Below are 15,862 nucleotides of genomic sequence, written 5' to 3' on the forward strand. Positions count from 1 at the left end.
GAGGAGGTCCGCTGCCAGAAATGGTGAACTGCAATCGCATCAATGGGAGGACTCGATATGCGACGGCATCTTCTGACATCGACAGCAGGCATACTGCTTGCCCTGGCGGGATCCGCCATGGCCGGCATGGAGGAGGCAAAACAGTTCCTCGACAAGGAAATCGGCGACATGTCCGTGCTTTCTCGCGCCGATCAGGAAAAGGAAATGCAGTGGTTCATTGATGCTGCCAAGCCTTTTGCCGGCATGGACATCAAGGTGGTGTCCGAAACCATCACCACGCATGAATATGAATCCAAGGTTCTGGCTCCTGCCTTCACCGCGATCACCGGCATCAAGATCACCCACGACCTGATCGGCGAAGGCGACGTTGTCGAAAAACTGCAGACACAAATGCAGTCGGGCGAAAACGTCTACGATGCCTATGTCAACGACTCCGACCTGATCGGTACGCACTGGCGTTACCAGCAAGCCCGCTCTCTGACCAAGTGGATGGAGAACGAGGGCAAGGACGTCACCAACCCCGATCTCGACCTGGAAGATTTCATCGGCCTGAAGTTCACAACCGCTCCGGACGGTGACCTCTACCAGCTGCCGGACCAGCAGTTCGCGAACCTCTACTGGTTCCGCTACGACTGGTTCAACGATGAGAAGAACAAGGCCGACTTCAAGGCCAAGTACGGATACGACCTTGGCGTGCCCGTCAACTGGTCGGCTTACGAAGACATCGCCGAGTTCTTCACCGGCCGCGAAATCGACGGCAAGAAGGTCTTTGGCCATATGGACTATGGCAAGAAGGATCCGTCGCTCGGCTGGCGCTTTACCGATGCCTGGCTCTCCATGGCCGGCAACGGTGACAAGGGCCTGCCGAACGGCCTTCCCGTCGATGAGTGGGGCATCAAGGTCAACGAGCAGTCCCAGCCGGTCGGCTCTTGCGTCGCACGTGGTGGTGATACCAACGGCCCGGCGGCGGTCTATTCCATCCAGAAATATCTGGACTGGATGAAGGCCTATGCTCCTCCGGCAGCGCAGGGCATGAACTTCTCCGAATCCGGTCCGGTGCCGGCACAAGGCGAAATCGCCCAGCAGATCTTCATGTACACGGCCTTTACCGCAGACATGGTCAAGCCCGGCCTGCCCGTGATGAACGAGGACGGAACGCCGAAGTGGCGCTTTGCCCCCTCGCCGCACGGCGTATACTGGAAGGACGGCATGAAGCTCGGCTATCAGGACGTGGGTTCCTGGACGCTGCTGAAGTCCACGCCTGACGATCGCGCCAAGGCCGCATGGCTTTACGCGCAGTTCGTGACCTCGAAGACCGTGGATGTGAAGAAGAGCCACGTCGGCTTGACCCTCATCCGCGAAAGCTCGATCCGCCACGAGAGCTTCACCGAGCGTGCTCCGAAGCTCGGCGGTCTCATCGAGTTCTATCGTTCTCCGGCACGCGTCCAGTGGTCGCCGACGGGTACGAACGTTCCCGACTATCCGAAGCTCGCACAGCTCTGGTGGCAGGCGATCGGTGATGCGGCCTCCGGCGCAAAGACGCCGCAGGAAGCCATGGACTCGCTCTGCGCCGAGCAGGAGAAGGTGTTGCAGCGTCTCGAGCGTGCCGGCGTGCAGAAGGACATGGGTCCGAAGCTCGCCGAAGAGCATGACCTCGAGTACTGGAACAAGGACGCCGTGGCCAAGGGCAACCTGGCGCCGCAGCTGCCGATCAAGGACGAGAAGGAAAAGCCCGTCACCGTCAACTATGACGAGCTCGTCAAGAGCTGGGCCGACGCCAAGCAGTAACCATAGCTCTGCCGGGCGCCTTGGTGGCGTCCGGCAGGCAACCGTACCCATCTGACAAGTAGGCAATGTGCTCCGACAAGCATAGAAGAGCCCCCTTCCCCGGTTGTAAGCCACATGCTATGCCTCTCGGGCAACTTGCTTGCCCAAACCAACAGGCTTCAGGATGAAGCCTTCGAAACACGAGGATATCTATGGCAACCGGTACCGTGAAGTTCTTCAATCAGGATAAGGGCTTCGGCTTTATCACACCAGACAATGGTGGCGCGGATGTCTTCGTGCACATTTCGGCACTCGGCGGCCAGGCGCTGCGCGACGGCCAGAAGGTCAGCTACGAGCTTGGCCAGGACCGCAAGACGGGCAAGTCCAAGGCTGAGAACGTCAGCGTTCTCTGATTACAAATCAAGAAAGGGGTGGGACTTGTGTCCCGCCCCTTTCTTTTTGAACGTTTTTCCGGGGCGAAGCAGCGCGCGAGCGCGTTCTCCACGCATGCGTGACGCTGTTATTCCTGCTCCGCCACGGAGCGCAGCAGTTTTCGCGCCAGCTTCAGATGCGGCAGATCAATCATCCGCCCGTCCAGTTGCAGTGCGCCCTTGCCTGGATTGGCCTCGAAGGCGGCAATGACCGCTTCGGCATGCGCGACCTCTTCGTCGCTTGGGCTGAACGCCTCATTGATGATCGGCACCTGGTTCGGATGGATCGCCATCATGCCGGTGAACCCGTCCCTGCGGCCATTCCTCGCGTAGGTCCGCAATCCTTCCAAGTCACGGAACGACGGATAAACCGTCTCGATGGCGGGTACATTGGCCGCATGGGCGCCAAACAGCGTCAGTGACCGCACAAGTTCATAAGGTGGTAGATAACGCCCATGTTCGTCGCGCGCGGTCGATGCGCCTATGGCGGCCGGAAGATCCTCCGCACCCCAGGTAAGCCCCAATAACTGCTTTTCGACGCCGGCATAGCTGCCGATCTTGAAGATGGCCGATGGCGTTTCGGTGACGATCGGCAGGATCGGAATACTGTGACATCGGGTAGCAAGCGCCTCGATGCTTTCCGCGCCTTCGGCTTTCGGCAAAACAAGCCCATTGGGAGGAGCGTCGAGGACGGCGGCCAAATCATCGTCGATAAGATCACTGCCCAGCGGATTGACCCGCACGAAGAGCTTCACACTGCGTGGAGCGGACTTGAGGAACATATTGACTGAGGCGCGCGCCTGCGGCTTCGCCTCCAACGCGACCGAGTCTTCAAGATCCAGGATCAGGGCATCGGCACCCACCTTCAGCGCCTTTTCCATACGCTCCGGACGATCGCCCGGCACGAAGAGCAGCGAACGCAGTCTCATGCCGGCTTCCTCTGGACGAGCGCCGAACGAAGGCAGCGGCATACGACTTCATCCCGCTGGTTCAGGAGCTCGTGCTGAAAGGTGACGATGCCGGCCTGCGGCCGGGAACTGCTCGCCCTTGTCTCGACCACCTCTGTCTGAGCCCGCATTGTGTCGCCGATGAACACGGGCTTCGGCATCACGAGCTTGTCGTAGCCCAGGTTCGCAACCAGTGTGCAGAGCGTCGTATCGCCGACCGAGAGCCCGATCATCAAGGCGAAGGTGAACGTGCCATTGACAAGGATTTGACCGAACTCGCTCGCCTTGGCGGCCTCTGCATCGAGATGCAGCGGCTGCGGATTATGCGTCATGGTCGAAAACAGGAGGTTGTCCGTTTCGGTGACCGTTCGGCGGATGTCATGCGACAGGCGATCGCCAACGCTCCAATCTTCGAAATACCGGCCTACCATCACGCATCTCCCTCAACACGAACAAGAAGGCTGCCTTCTGCGACCTGGCCTCCCGTAGTAACCTTCAGCTCCGCGACGGTGCCGTCGAATGGCGACACTAGAGCCTGTTCCATCTTCATCGCCTCCAGCACGAGAAGCGGCTGGCCGCGTGTCACATGATCCCCCTCGGCCACGTGAACCGCGATTACGTTGCCAGGCATTGGCGCCATCACGGCTCCATCACCAGCCGCACCAGCCTTAATCGCACTGTCAGCGCGTGGGATGCCAAACGACCAGGCGCCACCATCCATAAACAGCACGCCATCGGCGACCGTCCCAGCCTTAGGTTTCGGCTCTAGCTCCACCCGATACACGCTCGAACCTACCTGTACCGAAACCGTTCGTTGCGGTTCGGCATTGAGACGAAGTCCAGATAGCGCTGTCCAAGGATTCGATTTGTCGCGGCTGATGATGGCGTTGGCCGCGGCCTGCAGCACGGCGTCGTTCGGCTCCTCGGGAGGAATGAGTTCCGCTGTGTTCCGTTCGATGAACCCCGTGTCCAACTCACCGGATAGGAAGCTGGCGTGCTGCAGCGCCCGCACAAGGAAGGCCGCATTGGTCTTGACGGGCCAGACTTCGACCGCTGCAACCGCTTGCGCCAGTTTGAGTGCGGCTTCCCGGCGGCTGGAGCCGTGGCTGATGAGCTTTGCGATCATCGGGTCGTAGTGGGAGGTGATCTCGCCGCCCTCTTCCACGCCACTGTCGACGCGAATGGTGTTCGGGAGCCGAAGGTGCTCTGACCGGCCGATGGACGGCAGGAAATCCCTCGTCGGGTTCTCGGCGTAAAGCCGCGCTTCGATGGCGTAGCCCGTCATCTGGAGGTCATCCTGCTTCAGCGGCAAGGGTTCGCCAGCGGCGACCCTCAACTGCCACTCCACCAGGTCATGTCCGGTAATTGCTTCGGTGACGGGATGTTCGACCTGCAGCCGCGTGTTCATCTCCATGAACCAGATGCGGTCGGGCCTCAAACCTTCCGACGAATCGGCGATGAACTCGATCGTCCCGGCGCCCACGTACCCCACGGCTTTGGCAGCCTTCACGGCTGCCCCGCAGACAGCGTTGCGGGTTTCAGCGTCCATTCCAGGTGCCGGCGCTTCTTCGATCACCTTCTGGTGGCGGCGCTGCAGCGAGCAGTCGCGCTCGAAGAGATGGATGGCGTTCCCGCGGGTGTCGCCGAAGATCTGCACCTCGATGTGCCGCGGCGAAAGGATATATTTTTCGAGCAACACTCGATCGTCACCGAAGGAAGACGCCGCCTCGCGCTTGCAGGCCTGCAGAGCGGCGGCGAAATCCGCCGAGGTATCGACACGGCGCATACCCTTGCCACCACCGCCGGCAACGGCCTTGATGAGGATGGGATAACCGATCGCGTCCGCCTCCCGTTGCAGGTATTCAGAAGCCTGGTCCTGTCCGAGATAACCTGGCGTCACGGGCACGCCCGCGGCGATCATCCGCTCTTTCGCTGCATCCTTCAGCCCCATCGCCCGGATTGCCGCGGGAGGCGCACCGACCCAGACCAACCCGGCATTGATGACGGCTTGGGCAAATTCCGCATTCTCCGAAAGAAAGCCATAGCCCGGATGAATGGCCTGGGCGCCCGTTTGCTTGGCAGCCTCCAGGATGCGGTCCTGACGCAGATAACTTTCACGTGCTGGCGCAGCCCCGATGCAGACGGCATCGTCGGCTTCGCGAACGAACGGCATGTCGCGGTCAGCTTCGGAATATACGGCGGTTGTCCGCACGCCGAGCCGCCGGGCGGTTCGGATGATCCTTCTGGCGATCTCGCTGCGGTTAGCGATCAGCAGGCTGTCGATCATGGTCTGATCCAGTGCATCATTCCGGGGAACATCGGCAGGCATAAAGGTCACATCCGGAACACGCCGAACTGCGGTCGCTCGGGAATTGGTGCGTTCAGGGCGGCGCTGAAGGCAAGGCCCAGAACTTCGCGGGTCTGCGCCGGGTCAATGATGCCGTCGTCCCAAAGGCGCGCGGTCGCGTAATACGGATTTCCCTCGTCCTCATATTTCTGCCTGATCGGTGCCTTGAAGGCCTCGGCGTCCTCTGCGCTCCAGGTTTCGGCATCCCGATGCACAGTCGCAAGAACCGACGCTGCCTGTTCACCGCCCATGACGGAAATTCGCGAATTCGGCCAGGTGAACAGGAAACGCGGTTGGTAGGCGCGCCCACACATGCCGTAGTTCCCCGCACCAAAGCTGCCACCGATCAGCACGGTGATCTTCGGAACCGAGGCAGTTGCCACCGCTGTCACGAGCTTTGCGCCATGCTTGGCGATACCTTCGGCCTCGTATTTGCCGCCCACCATGAAGCCGGAAATGTTCTGGAGAAACAGCAACGGAATGCGGCGCTGGCACGCGAGTTCGATGAAATGAGCGCCTTTCAGCGCACTTTCGGAAAAGAGCACGCCACTATTGCCCAAGATGGCGACCGGTATACCCCATATCCGCGCGAAACCGCAGACAAGGCTGGTGCCGTAAAGCGCCTTGAACTCCTGGAACTCCGATCCATCCACAATACGCGCGATGACTTCGCGAACGTCGTAGGGTGTTCGCACATCAGGAGGAATCAATCCGTAGAGTTCTGAAGAGTCCAACCGCGGCGGCTTGGGTTCCCACAGTTCCACATCCACGCGCTTGGGTTTGTTGAGCGTAGCTACGATCTCACGAACGATCAGTAGCGCATGCTCATCGTTTTCGGCTATGTGATCCACGACGCCGGAGCGTCGGCCATGGGTTTCCGCGCCACCGAGTTCCTCGGCCGAGATGACCTCCCCGGTCGCGGCTTTCACCAGCGGCGGTCCCGCAAGGAAGATCGTACCCTGGTTGCGCACGATGACCGTTTCGTCTGACATGGCCGGAATGTAAGCGCCGCCGGCCGTGCAACTTCCCATCACGCAGGCAATCTGCGCAATACCTGCGGCTGACATTTGCGCCTGGTTGTAGAAGATACGGCCGAAGTGGTCGCGATCCGGGAATACCTCAGCTTGGTGCGGCAGGTTCGCTCCACCGGAGTCAACGAGGTAGATGCAGGGCAGCCGGTTCTCGAACGCAATCTCCTGCGCCCGAAGGTGCTTCTTCACCGTCATTGGGAAGTAGACGCCGCCCTTGACCGTTGCGTCATGTGCAACGATCATGCATTCGCGACCGCAGATACGGCCGATCCCTGCGATCAGGCCGGCGCCGGGCGCCTCGTCGTCATACATGCCGTTGGCCGCAAGCTGGCCGATTTCGAGGAACGGCGAGCCGGGGTCTAGGAGGCGGTCGACGCGATCCCTCGGCAGCAGCTTTCCGCGTGATACATGCCGCTCACGATGTTTCTCCGGTCCGCCACGGGCGGCAACGGCTACTTTTCCCTTCAGTTCCTCAACGAGGCGCCGGTTGTAGGCAGCGTTCTGGCGGAAGGTCTCGCTCGCCGCATCAACCATGCTCTGGATCACGGTCATCTGGCCAGCCCTTCGCTGCCGATCACTTCGCGGCCAATCAGCATACGTCGGATTTCGTTGGTGCCGGCGCCGATATCGAGAAGCTTGGCGTCGCGCCAAAAGCGCTCCACCGGCCAGTCCTTGGTGTAGCCGGCGCCCCCGAGGGCCTGTACCGCTTGCTCCGAAACCCTTACCGCGGATTCCGACGCATAAAGGATGGCGGCCGCGGCATCATGGCGGGTCACCTTGCCGGCGTCACAAGCCTTTGCGACGGTGTAGACGTAGGACCGTGCCGAGTTCAGCGCGACCACCATGTCCGCCACCTTGGCTTGCATCAGTTGAAAGCTTCCGATCGGCGTGCCGAACTGTTCCCGCTCCCGGACGTAAGGCAGGACCACATCAAGGCAGGCTTGCATGATGCCAAGCTGAATGCCCGACAACACCACGCGTTCGTAGTCAAGCCCCGACATGAGGACGCCGGCGCCGCCGTTGAGCGGCCCCAGTATATTCTCTTCCGGCACAAAGCAGTCGTTGAAGACCAGTTCGCCGGTTGGCGAGCCGCGCATCCCGACCTTGTCAATCTTCTGGCCGGTCGAGAAGCCTTCAAAGCCCTTCTCGACCAGGAAGGCCGTGATGCCTTTCGCGCCCGCATCCGGCTTCGTCTTCGCATAGACGACCAGCGTCTCGGCATAAGCAGCGTTGGTGATCCAGAATTTCGTGCCATTGAGCCGGAAGCCGCCCTGCACCTTGTCTGCGCGCAGGCGCATCGAGACGACGTCGGATCCCGATCCTGCCTCCGACATAGCAAGACTGCCGACATGCCTGCCCGAGATCAGGTCCGGCAGGTAACGCTGTTTCTGCGCCAGCGTGGCCCAGCGCGAGATCTGGTTCACGCAGAGGTTTGAATGGGCACCATAAGACAGGCCGACGGAAGCTGAGGCACGGCTGATTTCCTCGCAAGCCACGACGTGCTCAAGGTATCCAAGTGCCAGCCCTCCATACTCTTCTTCAGCAGTGATCCCGTGCAGCCCTAAGCCGCCAAGCTCCGGCCACAGTTCAAGGGGAAAGCGATCCTCCCTGTCGATTTCCGCTGCGATGGGAGCTATTTTTTGGCTGGCAAAACGAGACGTGGTGTCGCGAATGGCATCGGCCATTTCACTCAGGCCGAAGTCCAACTCTGGCATGTTCACATCCTCCCAGTGCCGGATGTTAGCCGTCGGCGCGCGAATAGCAACAGGGGGAAACGGAGCCATCAGGCTTCACAACAAGAAGCAACGCAAGGCCGCGCGAAAGCTAACAAATTGTCAGCAAATAACCCGTAACCATTCCCTTCATTGCGAGGGCTTCTTGGTCACGCACTATTGGTACTAGAGGAAGGCGGTTTCACTGAATGCGGGACATCAAAGGCGCGGGCCTTCTGCTTGCCTCTCCTGTTGCTTGGCTTGCAGGTGCGATGATCCCGCTGGTGATCCTGCTCATTTTGCCCGTTTCGATCCCGATCGGCCCGATGTACTGGGATACTTATCTTTACCTGGATGCAGCCCAGCGGATCTGGAATGGACAGGTGCCCGCTGTCGATTTCCTCACGCCAGTTGGGCCACTCGGGTATTACCTGTTCGCCTGGGGCCTGCGCCTTTTCCAGAACGCCCAGCCGCTCCTGCTTGCGCAATGGTGCATGCTCGTCGTGGCCGTGCCGTTGATGGCCTTGGCGGCCGCTGATGTTGCACGCGAAAACCGTCTCCTCACCCTGGCCCTCGTCGTGCCGTTCCTGTTGTTCGCGGTGTCGCCGGCCAATGTTCAGGCCTTCCACCCGGACCCGGGCCTCGACGGCTTCGGGGTCTATAACCGGCACGCCGTCATCCTGCTTTACGTCATGACCACCGGCCTCCTGTTCCTGCAGGACAGCCGGAAGATGGCTGTGTTCCTGGCGGCCGTCATGCTCGCCCTGTTCCTGACCAAGGTCACCGGGTTCCTTGTCGGTGGCTTGCTCGGGTTGCAGACGATCCTCGCCGGAAAGGTTTCTCTCCGTCACAGCGTGCTCGCAGCGTCGCTCTTCGTCGTTGCGCTTGCCGTCCTAGAGCTACCGACGGGCATGATTTCGGCTTATGTCCGCGAGATCCTGCAACTCGTGGAGATGAACGACGGGTCGATGCTGCCGCGGTCCGTGTCGACGGCTTCTGCAAAACTCGATGTTCTGATCCCCGTAGGGCTGCTTGTTCTCGTGCTGGCGTGGAATGTCTGGAAGCACGGTAAGAGCGATACCCGCTCTCTCGATCACGGCGTCTGGTGGCTTTGTGTTGCCCTGTTCGGCGGCTGGATGTTCGAGACGCAAAACACCGGCAGCCATGAGTTCATCTTCATCTGGCCGATCCTGGTGATGTTATGGACACGAATCGGCCACCTCGACCCGCGCCTCAAGACCACCGTGCTGGTGCTGGCGGCCTTTGCCACGATCCCGACTGCCACGAAGGTGGCGCATCGGACAATCCGGTCTGCTATGGTCAGTCCGTCTTATGCGTCCCTCGACCTGCCCTTGGTCAAGAACATGCAGCAGGTGCGCTCACGCGCCGATATTATCGGCCACGCGCAGTACCTGGAGACGCACTACCAGAACCATGGTCACGTCTACACCGATCTGCCGAACTGGCACTATTACTCGAACCTCGATTTTCAGCTCTACTGGATCATGTCGGCCAGTCACGCTGTAGAGGCGATCCTGAAGTTCGAGGCGGAGAATGCGGTGAAGCTTGCAAGCCTCATGACGCTGGATTTCAGTAATCCCTTTCCCTGGCTGCTCGACAGGCAAGCGACGAAGCACATCCAGATCGGCGCGGTTCCGGGCCGCACCGTTCCGCCGATGACGCCGAAAACCAAGGAAGCGGTTGAAGCGACCGCAGGCGTCTTGCGTCCGAAGTGTCCTTCAACTGACGCACGGCATATTATCGAGGATCATTACCGGGAGGCCCTCGCTTCCCGGCACGTCGTGGAACTCACGCCGTGTTGGGACCTTCTTCTTCACCAGGATCTTGCGGTGGCTCGCTCTCCGGCGGCACCCTGAAGCGCATCAAAGCGCCACGCCCGACTGGCTGTCGAACACATGCACTTGGTCGGCCGGGATATGAGCTTCGAACGGCGCGCCGTATCGCACTGGGTATTCCCCATCAACGATGGCGGTCACGCCCTGCCCCGCCAGGTCGAAAACCACGTGCGTTTGCGCGCCGGTGGGCTCGATCAGCAGCGTTCGGCCAGACAGCTTGGTGCCGTCCTGCTTCGGATTCAGGTGCTCCGGCCGCAAACCGATCTTGATCGGCTGGCCACGCTTGAGCTTGTGGCGCGGGTCGAGCTTGATGGCAGTGCCATCGCTCAGGCGAGCCGCCGCCTCGCCGTCCTGTCCATCGGCAACGCCATCGAGAAGGTTCATCGCAGGCGAACCGATGAAGGCGGCAACAAACAGATTTGCCGGCCGACGATATAGCTCCATCGGCGTTCCTTCCTGCTCCACTCGCCCCTGGTTCAGAACCACGATACGGTCGGCGAGTGTCATTGCCTCGATCTGGTCGTGCGTGACATAGATCGATGTGGTCCCGACCTTCTGGTGCAGCGTCTTGATCTCGGAGCGCATCTGCACGCGCAGCTTGGCATCGAGGTTGGACAGGGGTTCGTCGAACAGGAAGACGGCCGGGTTGCGTACGATCGCTCGTCCCATGGCAACGCGCTGCCTTTGGCCACCGGAGAGATTGGCCGGCTTTCGGTCAAGAAGCGGAAGGAGATCCAGCATGCGGGCGGCTTCGTTGACCCGTTCGGCAATTTCCGGCTTTGGCGTGCCGGAAAGGCGCAGATTGAACCCCATGTTCTCCGCGACCGTCATATGCGGGTAGAGTGCATAGGACTGGAACACCATCGCGATGTTGCGCTCGCGGGGTGTCAGTTCATTGACGACCGTGTTGCCAATGACGATCTCGCCCGCGGTGATTTCCTCGAGCCCGGCGATCATGCGTAGCAGCGTGGACTTTCCGCAGCCGGAAGGACCCACGAGCGCAATGAATTCGCCGTCCTGGATGGACAAGGAGACGCCATGTATGACGTCAAAGGCGCCGTAGGCTTTGCGGACTTGCTTCAGTTCAACGGATGCCATGTTCTGCTCCAGATCGGGATCAGGATTTTACGGCGCCGGCGGTGAGGCCAGCGATGATGTGTTTTTGTGCCAGGAAGAATGCGATGATCGTCGGCAGGATGGTCAGCGTGATGAAGGCGAGCACCAACTGCCATTCCGTGCTGAATTCGCCGCGGTAGATCATGATCCCGAGCGGCCAGGGGTAACGGCTCTCGGAGTTCAGCATGATCAGCGGCACGATGTAGTTGTTCCAACTGCTAACGAAGGAAATGATGCCGACGGTGGCGATGATCGGGCGGGAAAGCGGCAGCGTCACGTGCCAGAAGAAGCGCAGATATCCGCAGCCGTCGACAAAGGCCGCGTCGAACAGTTCCGAGGGCAAGTTCCGGAAGTAGTTGCGAAACAGCATGATGCTCATGCCCATGCCGAAGGCCACCTGCGGCAGCACGACGCCCCAATAGGTGTCGATCAGCCCAAGATCACGGATACGGATATAGAGCGGAAGGATAGCCGTTGCCGCCGGAAACATCAGTCCGATCAGGAAGTAGTTGAGGAGGTAGGACGATCCGAAGAAGCGGATATGCGCGAAACAGTACGCGGCCATCGCGCCGAACCAGATCGTCAGGAACACGGTCAGAAGCGCGATGATCAGCGAGTTCGTCATCTGCAGCCAGTAGCGCTTGCTGAAGATGATGTCGGTGTAGTTCGACCATTGCCATTCGACAGGAAGGCCGAACGGGTTAGCCCGCAGGTCGCCGAGCGTCTTGAAGCCGCCAAGAGCGGTGCTAACCAGCGGCACGATGACTATCGCAGCGACCAGGATCAGCGACACGTAGATATAGACCTGGGTGGACCGGCGCACGGGCTGCCCGGATGTGGGTGCCTTGGCGGCGTCGATGGGCTGTGCGGCGGAGATATCAGTCATTGCGCATGAAGACCCGCTTGTAGCTGAAGGCGAGTGTCACGCAGATCACGAACAGCACGACACCAACGGCGCTGCCGAAGCCGATCTGCATTCGCGTCACCCCGAAATTGTAGAGGAATGTCACCATGGTCTGCGTCGAGTTCGACGGGCCGCCTCCGGTGAGCGGCATGATCATGTCGAAGAGCTGCAGCGAGCCCACCACACCGAAGAAGACGGAAAGCCGCACTGTCGAGCCGAGCAGCGGCAGAGTCACCAGTCGGAACTTCTGGAACCCGGTTGCGCCATCTATGTCGGCCGCCTCCAGCACGCTTTTATCGATCGCCTGCAGGCCGGCGATGAACAGCATCATGTGGAAACCGAAATATTTCCAGACGACCACACCCAGGATCGCGTACATCGCGACATCGCGGTCAGCCAGCCAAAAGGGCGCCTCGGCGCCGAGGAAATGCGCGATCCCGCCCACGAGCCCAAAGTCGCCGTCGTAGACGAAGCGCCAGATCATGCCCGCGGCAACATCGGCAAGCACGTAGGGCAAGAAGAAGATCAGGCGGAAAAGCAGTGCGCCCTTGATCCGGCTGGAGATCATTGTCGCAAGCCACAGCGCCAGCGGGATCTGCACGCAGACCGACACGAGAACAATCAGCCCGTTGTTGATCAATGCCTGGGTGAAAGCGCTATTGCGGAAGATAAGCTGATAGTTGCGCAGGCCGATCCACTGCGTGGGGCTGCCATAACCGTTCCAGTTGAAGAACGAGTACCAGGCCGCTTCGCCCATCGGCAGGATCACCAGAACGGTAAAGACGAGAAGCGCCGGCGGAAGAAAGAGGATCAGCACCGGCCATTTGCTGTGGGCCAGTGATCGGCGGCCGCGGCGCGGCGCAGTCACCACTCCTGTCGAAGGACGGGCATTGGCCGGCATCAAGCTATCACTCATGAATATTCGCACCTCCTGAGCCGGGCACATGCCACGGCCGGGAACAGGGGCCGGCGCTCCCGAAGCCGAGGCTTAGAGGAGCAGGAGCGCCGGGCGAGCGCGTTACTTGCGCTCGAGAGAGAAGGCATCCTCTATCTGCTGGGCAGCATCCGCCGGATCCATCGAACCGGAGACAATCTCTACACTGATGTCGTTGACGATCGCGCCGACATTCGGCCCAAGATCCTGGTCGAGGAAGTTCTGGTGCCAGGTTTCCTTGGCAAGAGCATCGGCCACTTCCTTCAGCAACGGCCGTGAGACCGCTTCGCTCGCGCCCTTGGCGATCGGCATGATCTGGGTTTCCTTGGCCAAAAGCTTCTGCACTTCAAGGCTGCCCATGTAGCGCAGGAACTCCTCGGTTTCCGGAGGCGCATTCTTGGTCACGGCCCATCCGTTCAGTCCGCCGAAGCTGTCGGTTGCGACGCCTGGAGCGCCGTCAACCACCGGGAACGGGAAACGGCCGATCTTGTCGTCCGGCAGTCCCTTGCGGTCGGTGGAGTTCGTTGCCTGGGTGGCCGGGGTGTTTTCAAAGCTCAGGATCATGGCTGCACGCCCGTCGCCGAAGGCGGCAAGCGCGTCGTTCCAGGTGGCGCCAAGATAGCCGTTCTGGAACGGTTCGAGTTTGCCGAGCTCGGCAAGATGCTGGCCAGCCTTCACGAAAGGCTCGCCGGCAAAACCGTCGTCGTCCCCAGCCTTCGCCTTGGCAAAGCCTTCCTGGCCGGCTTCGCGCATGGCCAGGTAGCTCCAGTAGAAGTGCAGAGGCCACTTGTCGCGTCCGCCACCGGCGATAGGGGTGATGCCCGCGTCTTTCAGCGTCTTTACCGCCGCCAGGAGGTCATCCCACTTTTCAATCTTCGAGGCATCAACGCCGGCCTTCTGGAACAGATCCTTGTTGTAGTAGAAGGATATGAGACCGCTTTTCGACGGTGCTGCCCACACCTTGCCGTCGAAGGTCAGACCTTCGATCGCAGAAGCGTTGGTGACATTGCGCCACTCGCCGCCGTTGGCATCCAGCGCCTCGTCGAGCGGCCGCAGCGCACCCGTTACCGATTGCGCCTCAAGCACCCCGCCGCCCCAGGTATAGAACATCGACGGTGCGTCCTCGGACTGAAGCAGCGTCGGAAGCTTGGCCTTGAACGCCTGGTTCTCCAGGAACTGCAGTTCGACCTTGACGCCTGGATGTTTTGCCTCAAAATCCTTTGCGATCTGCGACCAGACACCAATCGTTGACGGCACCTGCTCGACATGCATCCAGCGGATGACGCTGTCTGCCGCGGCCGTGCCGGCGGCAAGCAGCCCGCCCGCGAAGGCAAGCGTGGTGAGGCGAAGGGAACTTCTGAAAATCTTCGTGGACATCGAACGTGCTCCTCCCAAAGCTTTATTTCGTGATCCGTACAAAATAATCGGCACCTTGATCTGATCTGTCAATAGGGTTGCGGGTAATCTGTTCTACGGCGACAGAATTTGCGGTCAGTTGCAGATTTTGCGGTTGCGTTTCTTCGTTTTTGGCCTTTACAAGACGGTGTATTAATTTGCGTGCCGGATTAAATCCGCCGGCGCGGGTTTATGTAAGGGCGAAATGAAGACTGCAGATCCGGAACTCATGCGCGCGATGAACCGCCTTAGTGTGCTGGATGTAATCCGCCGCCATGGCCCGATCGCGCGTGTCGAGATCTCGGAGCGCACCCAACTCTCGCCGACCACGGTATCCGCCATCACCGCCTCCCTCCTCGACGACGGACTGATCCTGCCGCGCCACGAGGGCGATATCCGCAGCGAAACCGTGCGAGGGCGCCCGCGAGTGATGCTGGAGCTCAATCCAGGTGCTGCACGCGTGGTCGGAGCCAAGATCGCCGCGAACCGCATGGTGTTCGTAGTCACTGATTTCTGCGGAACGGTGCTCGCCACCCTCACCCTACCCATCCGCATCGATCGCCAGCCGATCAGCGTGGTCGCCGACATCGTCGAAGATGGCGTGCGTCGTTGCGTTCTCGATGCGGGGCTTTCGCTGGCGGACGTCCACAGCATCTGCCTTGGCCTTCCGGGCGTCATCGAGCATCGCAGCGGCCATATCCGTTCGAGCCCCATTCTGCGCGACAGCAATGTTGATTTTGCTGCGGAAATGTCATCGCGGCTTGATACCCGAACGATCGTGGAAAGCGATGCCACGGCAATTGCCCTCGGCCATCATTGGTTTGGGCGCGCGCGCGATCTTGAAGACATGGTGCTGGTTTCGCTGGAGCAGACGCTTGGGCTCGGCGTGCTCCACAACAACCGCGTGTTCCGTGGCGCCGGGGGCCTCAGCCACAACCTTGGCGACCTCGTGCTCGGCATGAATAGCGAAGGTGTCGTGCGCCTCTCCAGCCAGGCCGGCGAGACAGCGATCCTGAGCTTCCAGCACTCCGAAGCGCGCTTCGCCGAAGCGGTTCGACTTGGAAGAGGCATGGCGCATGCCCAGGCCTTGATCGAGGCCGACGACAGCCAATTGATTACCGCTGCAGTGCGCGCCGGGGAAACTATCGGCTTCACCATCGCCAACATCGTCACCTTGTTTGCGCCGCCACGGGTCATCGTCGTTGGCTCCTCGCTCGCGCTCGGTGAACCCTTCCTCAAGAGCCTCCGCGATGCTTATGCGCTCGCCATGCCGCCGTCGCTGCACGACGTCAGTGAACTCGTGTTCGACAACTCCGGTGACGATTTCTGGGCTCGGGGCGCTGCCGCCGTTGCCCTCTACGAACTTTATGAATCGCCCTGGAGCACCACCGGGCCAGCCTCAAGCGTCTGAAAGACATTCAA

Annotated in this window: 13 protein-coding genes; 4 read left to right on the top strand and 9 right to left on the bottom strand. The window is 60.6% G+C overall.

Annotated features, from left to right (window positions below; translation table 11 throughout):
• Positions 1–57 precede the first annotated feature (57 nt).
• Both CYG48_RS21370 and CYG48_RS21375 read left to right on the top strand, forming a co-directional pair.
• Complete coding sequence (locus tag CYG48_RS21370; protein ID WP_118852665.1) at positions 58–1,788, top strand: ABC transporter substrate-binding protein; 1,731 nt, start codon at positions 58–60, stop codon at positions 1,786–1,788.
• A 191-nt stretch (positions 1,789–1,979) separates the two neighbouring features.
• On the top strand, positions 1,980–2,180 hold the full coding sequence (locus tag CYG48_RS21375; RefSeq protein WP_118852666.1) for a cold-shock protein: 201 nt from the start codon (positions 1,980–1,982) through the stop codon (positions 2,178–2,180).
• Between the two features lie 107 nt (positions 2,181–2,287).
• Here the strand turns inward: CYG48_RS21375 and CYG48_RS21380 are convergent, their stop codons facing one another.
• The 5 genes from CYG48_RS21380 to CYG48_RS21400 are packed head-to-tail and all read right to left on the bottom strand — an operon-like array spanning position 2,288 to position 8,238.
• On the bottom strand, positions 2,288–3,127 hold the full coding sequence (locus CYG48_RS21380) for an HpcH/HpaI aldolase/citrate lyase family protein (RefSeq protein WP_118852897.1): 840 nt from the start codon (positions 3,125–3,127) through the stop codon (positions 2,288–2,290).
• Positions 3,124–3,576, bottom strand: a complete 453-nt coding sequence (locus tag CYG48_RS21385) for a MaoC family dehydratase (RefSeq protein WP_118852667.1) — start codon at positions 3,574–3,576, stop codon at positions 3,124–3,126. Before CYG48_RS21385 ends, CYG48_RS21380 begins: the two co-directional genes overlap by 4 nt.
• Positions 3,576–5,432 (bottom strand): acetyl/propionyl/methylcrotonyl-CoA carboxylase subunit alpha, encoded by a 1,857-nt coding sequence (locus CYG48_RS21390; RefSeq protein WP_118852898.1) that lies wholly within the window; start codon positions 5,430–5,432, stop codon positions 3,576–3,578. The genes CYG48_RS21385 and CYG48_RS21390 overlap by 1 nt, the downstream gene beginning before the upstream one ends.
• A 47-nt stretch (positions 5,433–5,479) precedes the next feature.
• On the bottom strand, positions 5,480–7,075 hold the full coding sequence (locus CYG48_RS21395; RefSeq protein ID WP_118852668.1) for a carboxyl transferase domain-containing protein: 1,596 nt from the start codon (positions 7,073–7,075) through the stop codon (positions 5,480–5,482).
• Complete coding sequence (locus CYG48_RS21400) at positions 7,072–8,238, bottom strand: isovaleryl-CoA dehydrogenase (protein WP_118852669.1); 1,167 nt, start codon at positions 8,236–8,238, stop codon at positions 7,072–7,074. Before CYG48_RS21400 ends, CYG48_RS21395 begins: the two co-directional genes overlap by 4 nt.
• A 206-nt stretch (positions 8,239–8,444) precedes the next feature.
• Here CYG48_RS21400 and CYG48_RS21405 point away from each other — a divergent pair, with 206 nt between their 5' ends.
• Positions 8,445–10,112, top strand: coding sequence for a hypothetical protein (locus CYG48_RS21405; protein ID WP_118852670.1), 1,668 nt, complete (start codon positions 8,445–8,447; stop codon positions 10,110–10,112).
• A gap of 6 nt (positions 10,113–10,118) precedes the next feature.
• Here the strand turns inward: CYG48_RS21405 and CYG48_RS21410 are convergent, their stop codons facing one another.
• The 4 genes from CYG48_RS21410 to CYG48_RS21425 all read right to left on the bottom strand — a co-directional run bounded on the left by CYG48_RS21410 (position 10,119) and on the right by CYG48_RS21425 (position 14,422).
• Entirely contained in the window at positions 10,119–11,189 is a 1,071-nt protein-coding gene (locus CYG48_RS21410) for an ABC transporter ATP-binding protein (RefSeq protein WP_118852671.1), read from the bottom strand.
• A 19-nt stretch (positions 11,190–11,208) separates the two neighbouring features.
• Positions 11,209–12,093 carry a carbohydrate ABC transporter permease gene (locus CYG48_RS21415; protein ID WP_245450565.1) on the bottom strand — a complete coding sequence of 295 codons (885 nt, stop codon included), beginning with the start codon at positions 12,091–12,093 and terminating at the stop codon, positions 11,209–11,211.
• Entirely contained in the window at positions 12,086–13,027 is a 942-nt protein-coding gene (locus CYG48_RS21420; RefSeq protein ID WP_118852672.1) for a carbohydrate ABC transporter permease, read from the bottom strand. The genes CYG48_RS21415 and CYG48_RS21420 overlap by 8 nt, the downstream gene beginning before the upstream one ends.
• A gap of 102 nt (positions 13,028–13,129) precedes the next feature.
• The gene (locus CYG48_RS21425; protein WP_118852673.1) at positions 13,130–14,422 is read right to left on the bottom strand and encodes an extracellular solute-binding protein; all 1,293 of its coding nucleotides are present in this window, start codon (positions 14,420–14,422) and stop codon (positions 13,130–13,132) included.
• A 223-nt stretch (positions 14,423–14,645) separates the two neighbouring features.
• Between CYG48_RS21425 and CYG48_RS21430 the strand changes: the two genes are divergently transcribed.
• Positions 14,646–15,851 (top strand): ROK family transcriptional regulator, encoded by a 1,206-nt coding sequence (locus tag CYG48_RS21430; RefSeq protein WP_118852674.1) that lies wholly within the window; start codon positions 14,646–14,648, stop codon positions 15,849–15,851.
• The last annotated feature ends 11 nt before the right edge of the window (positions 15,852–15,862 follow it).

It is taken from the genome of Neorhizobium sp. SOG26 (assembly GCF_003491345.1).
Lineage (GTDB): Bacteria > Pseudomonadota > Alphaproteobacteria > Rhizobiales > Rhizobiaceae > Neorhizobium > Neorhizobium turbinariae.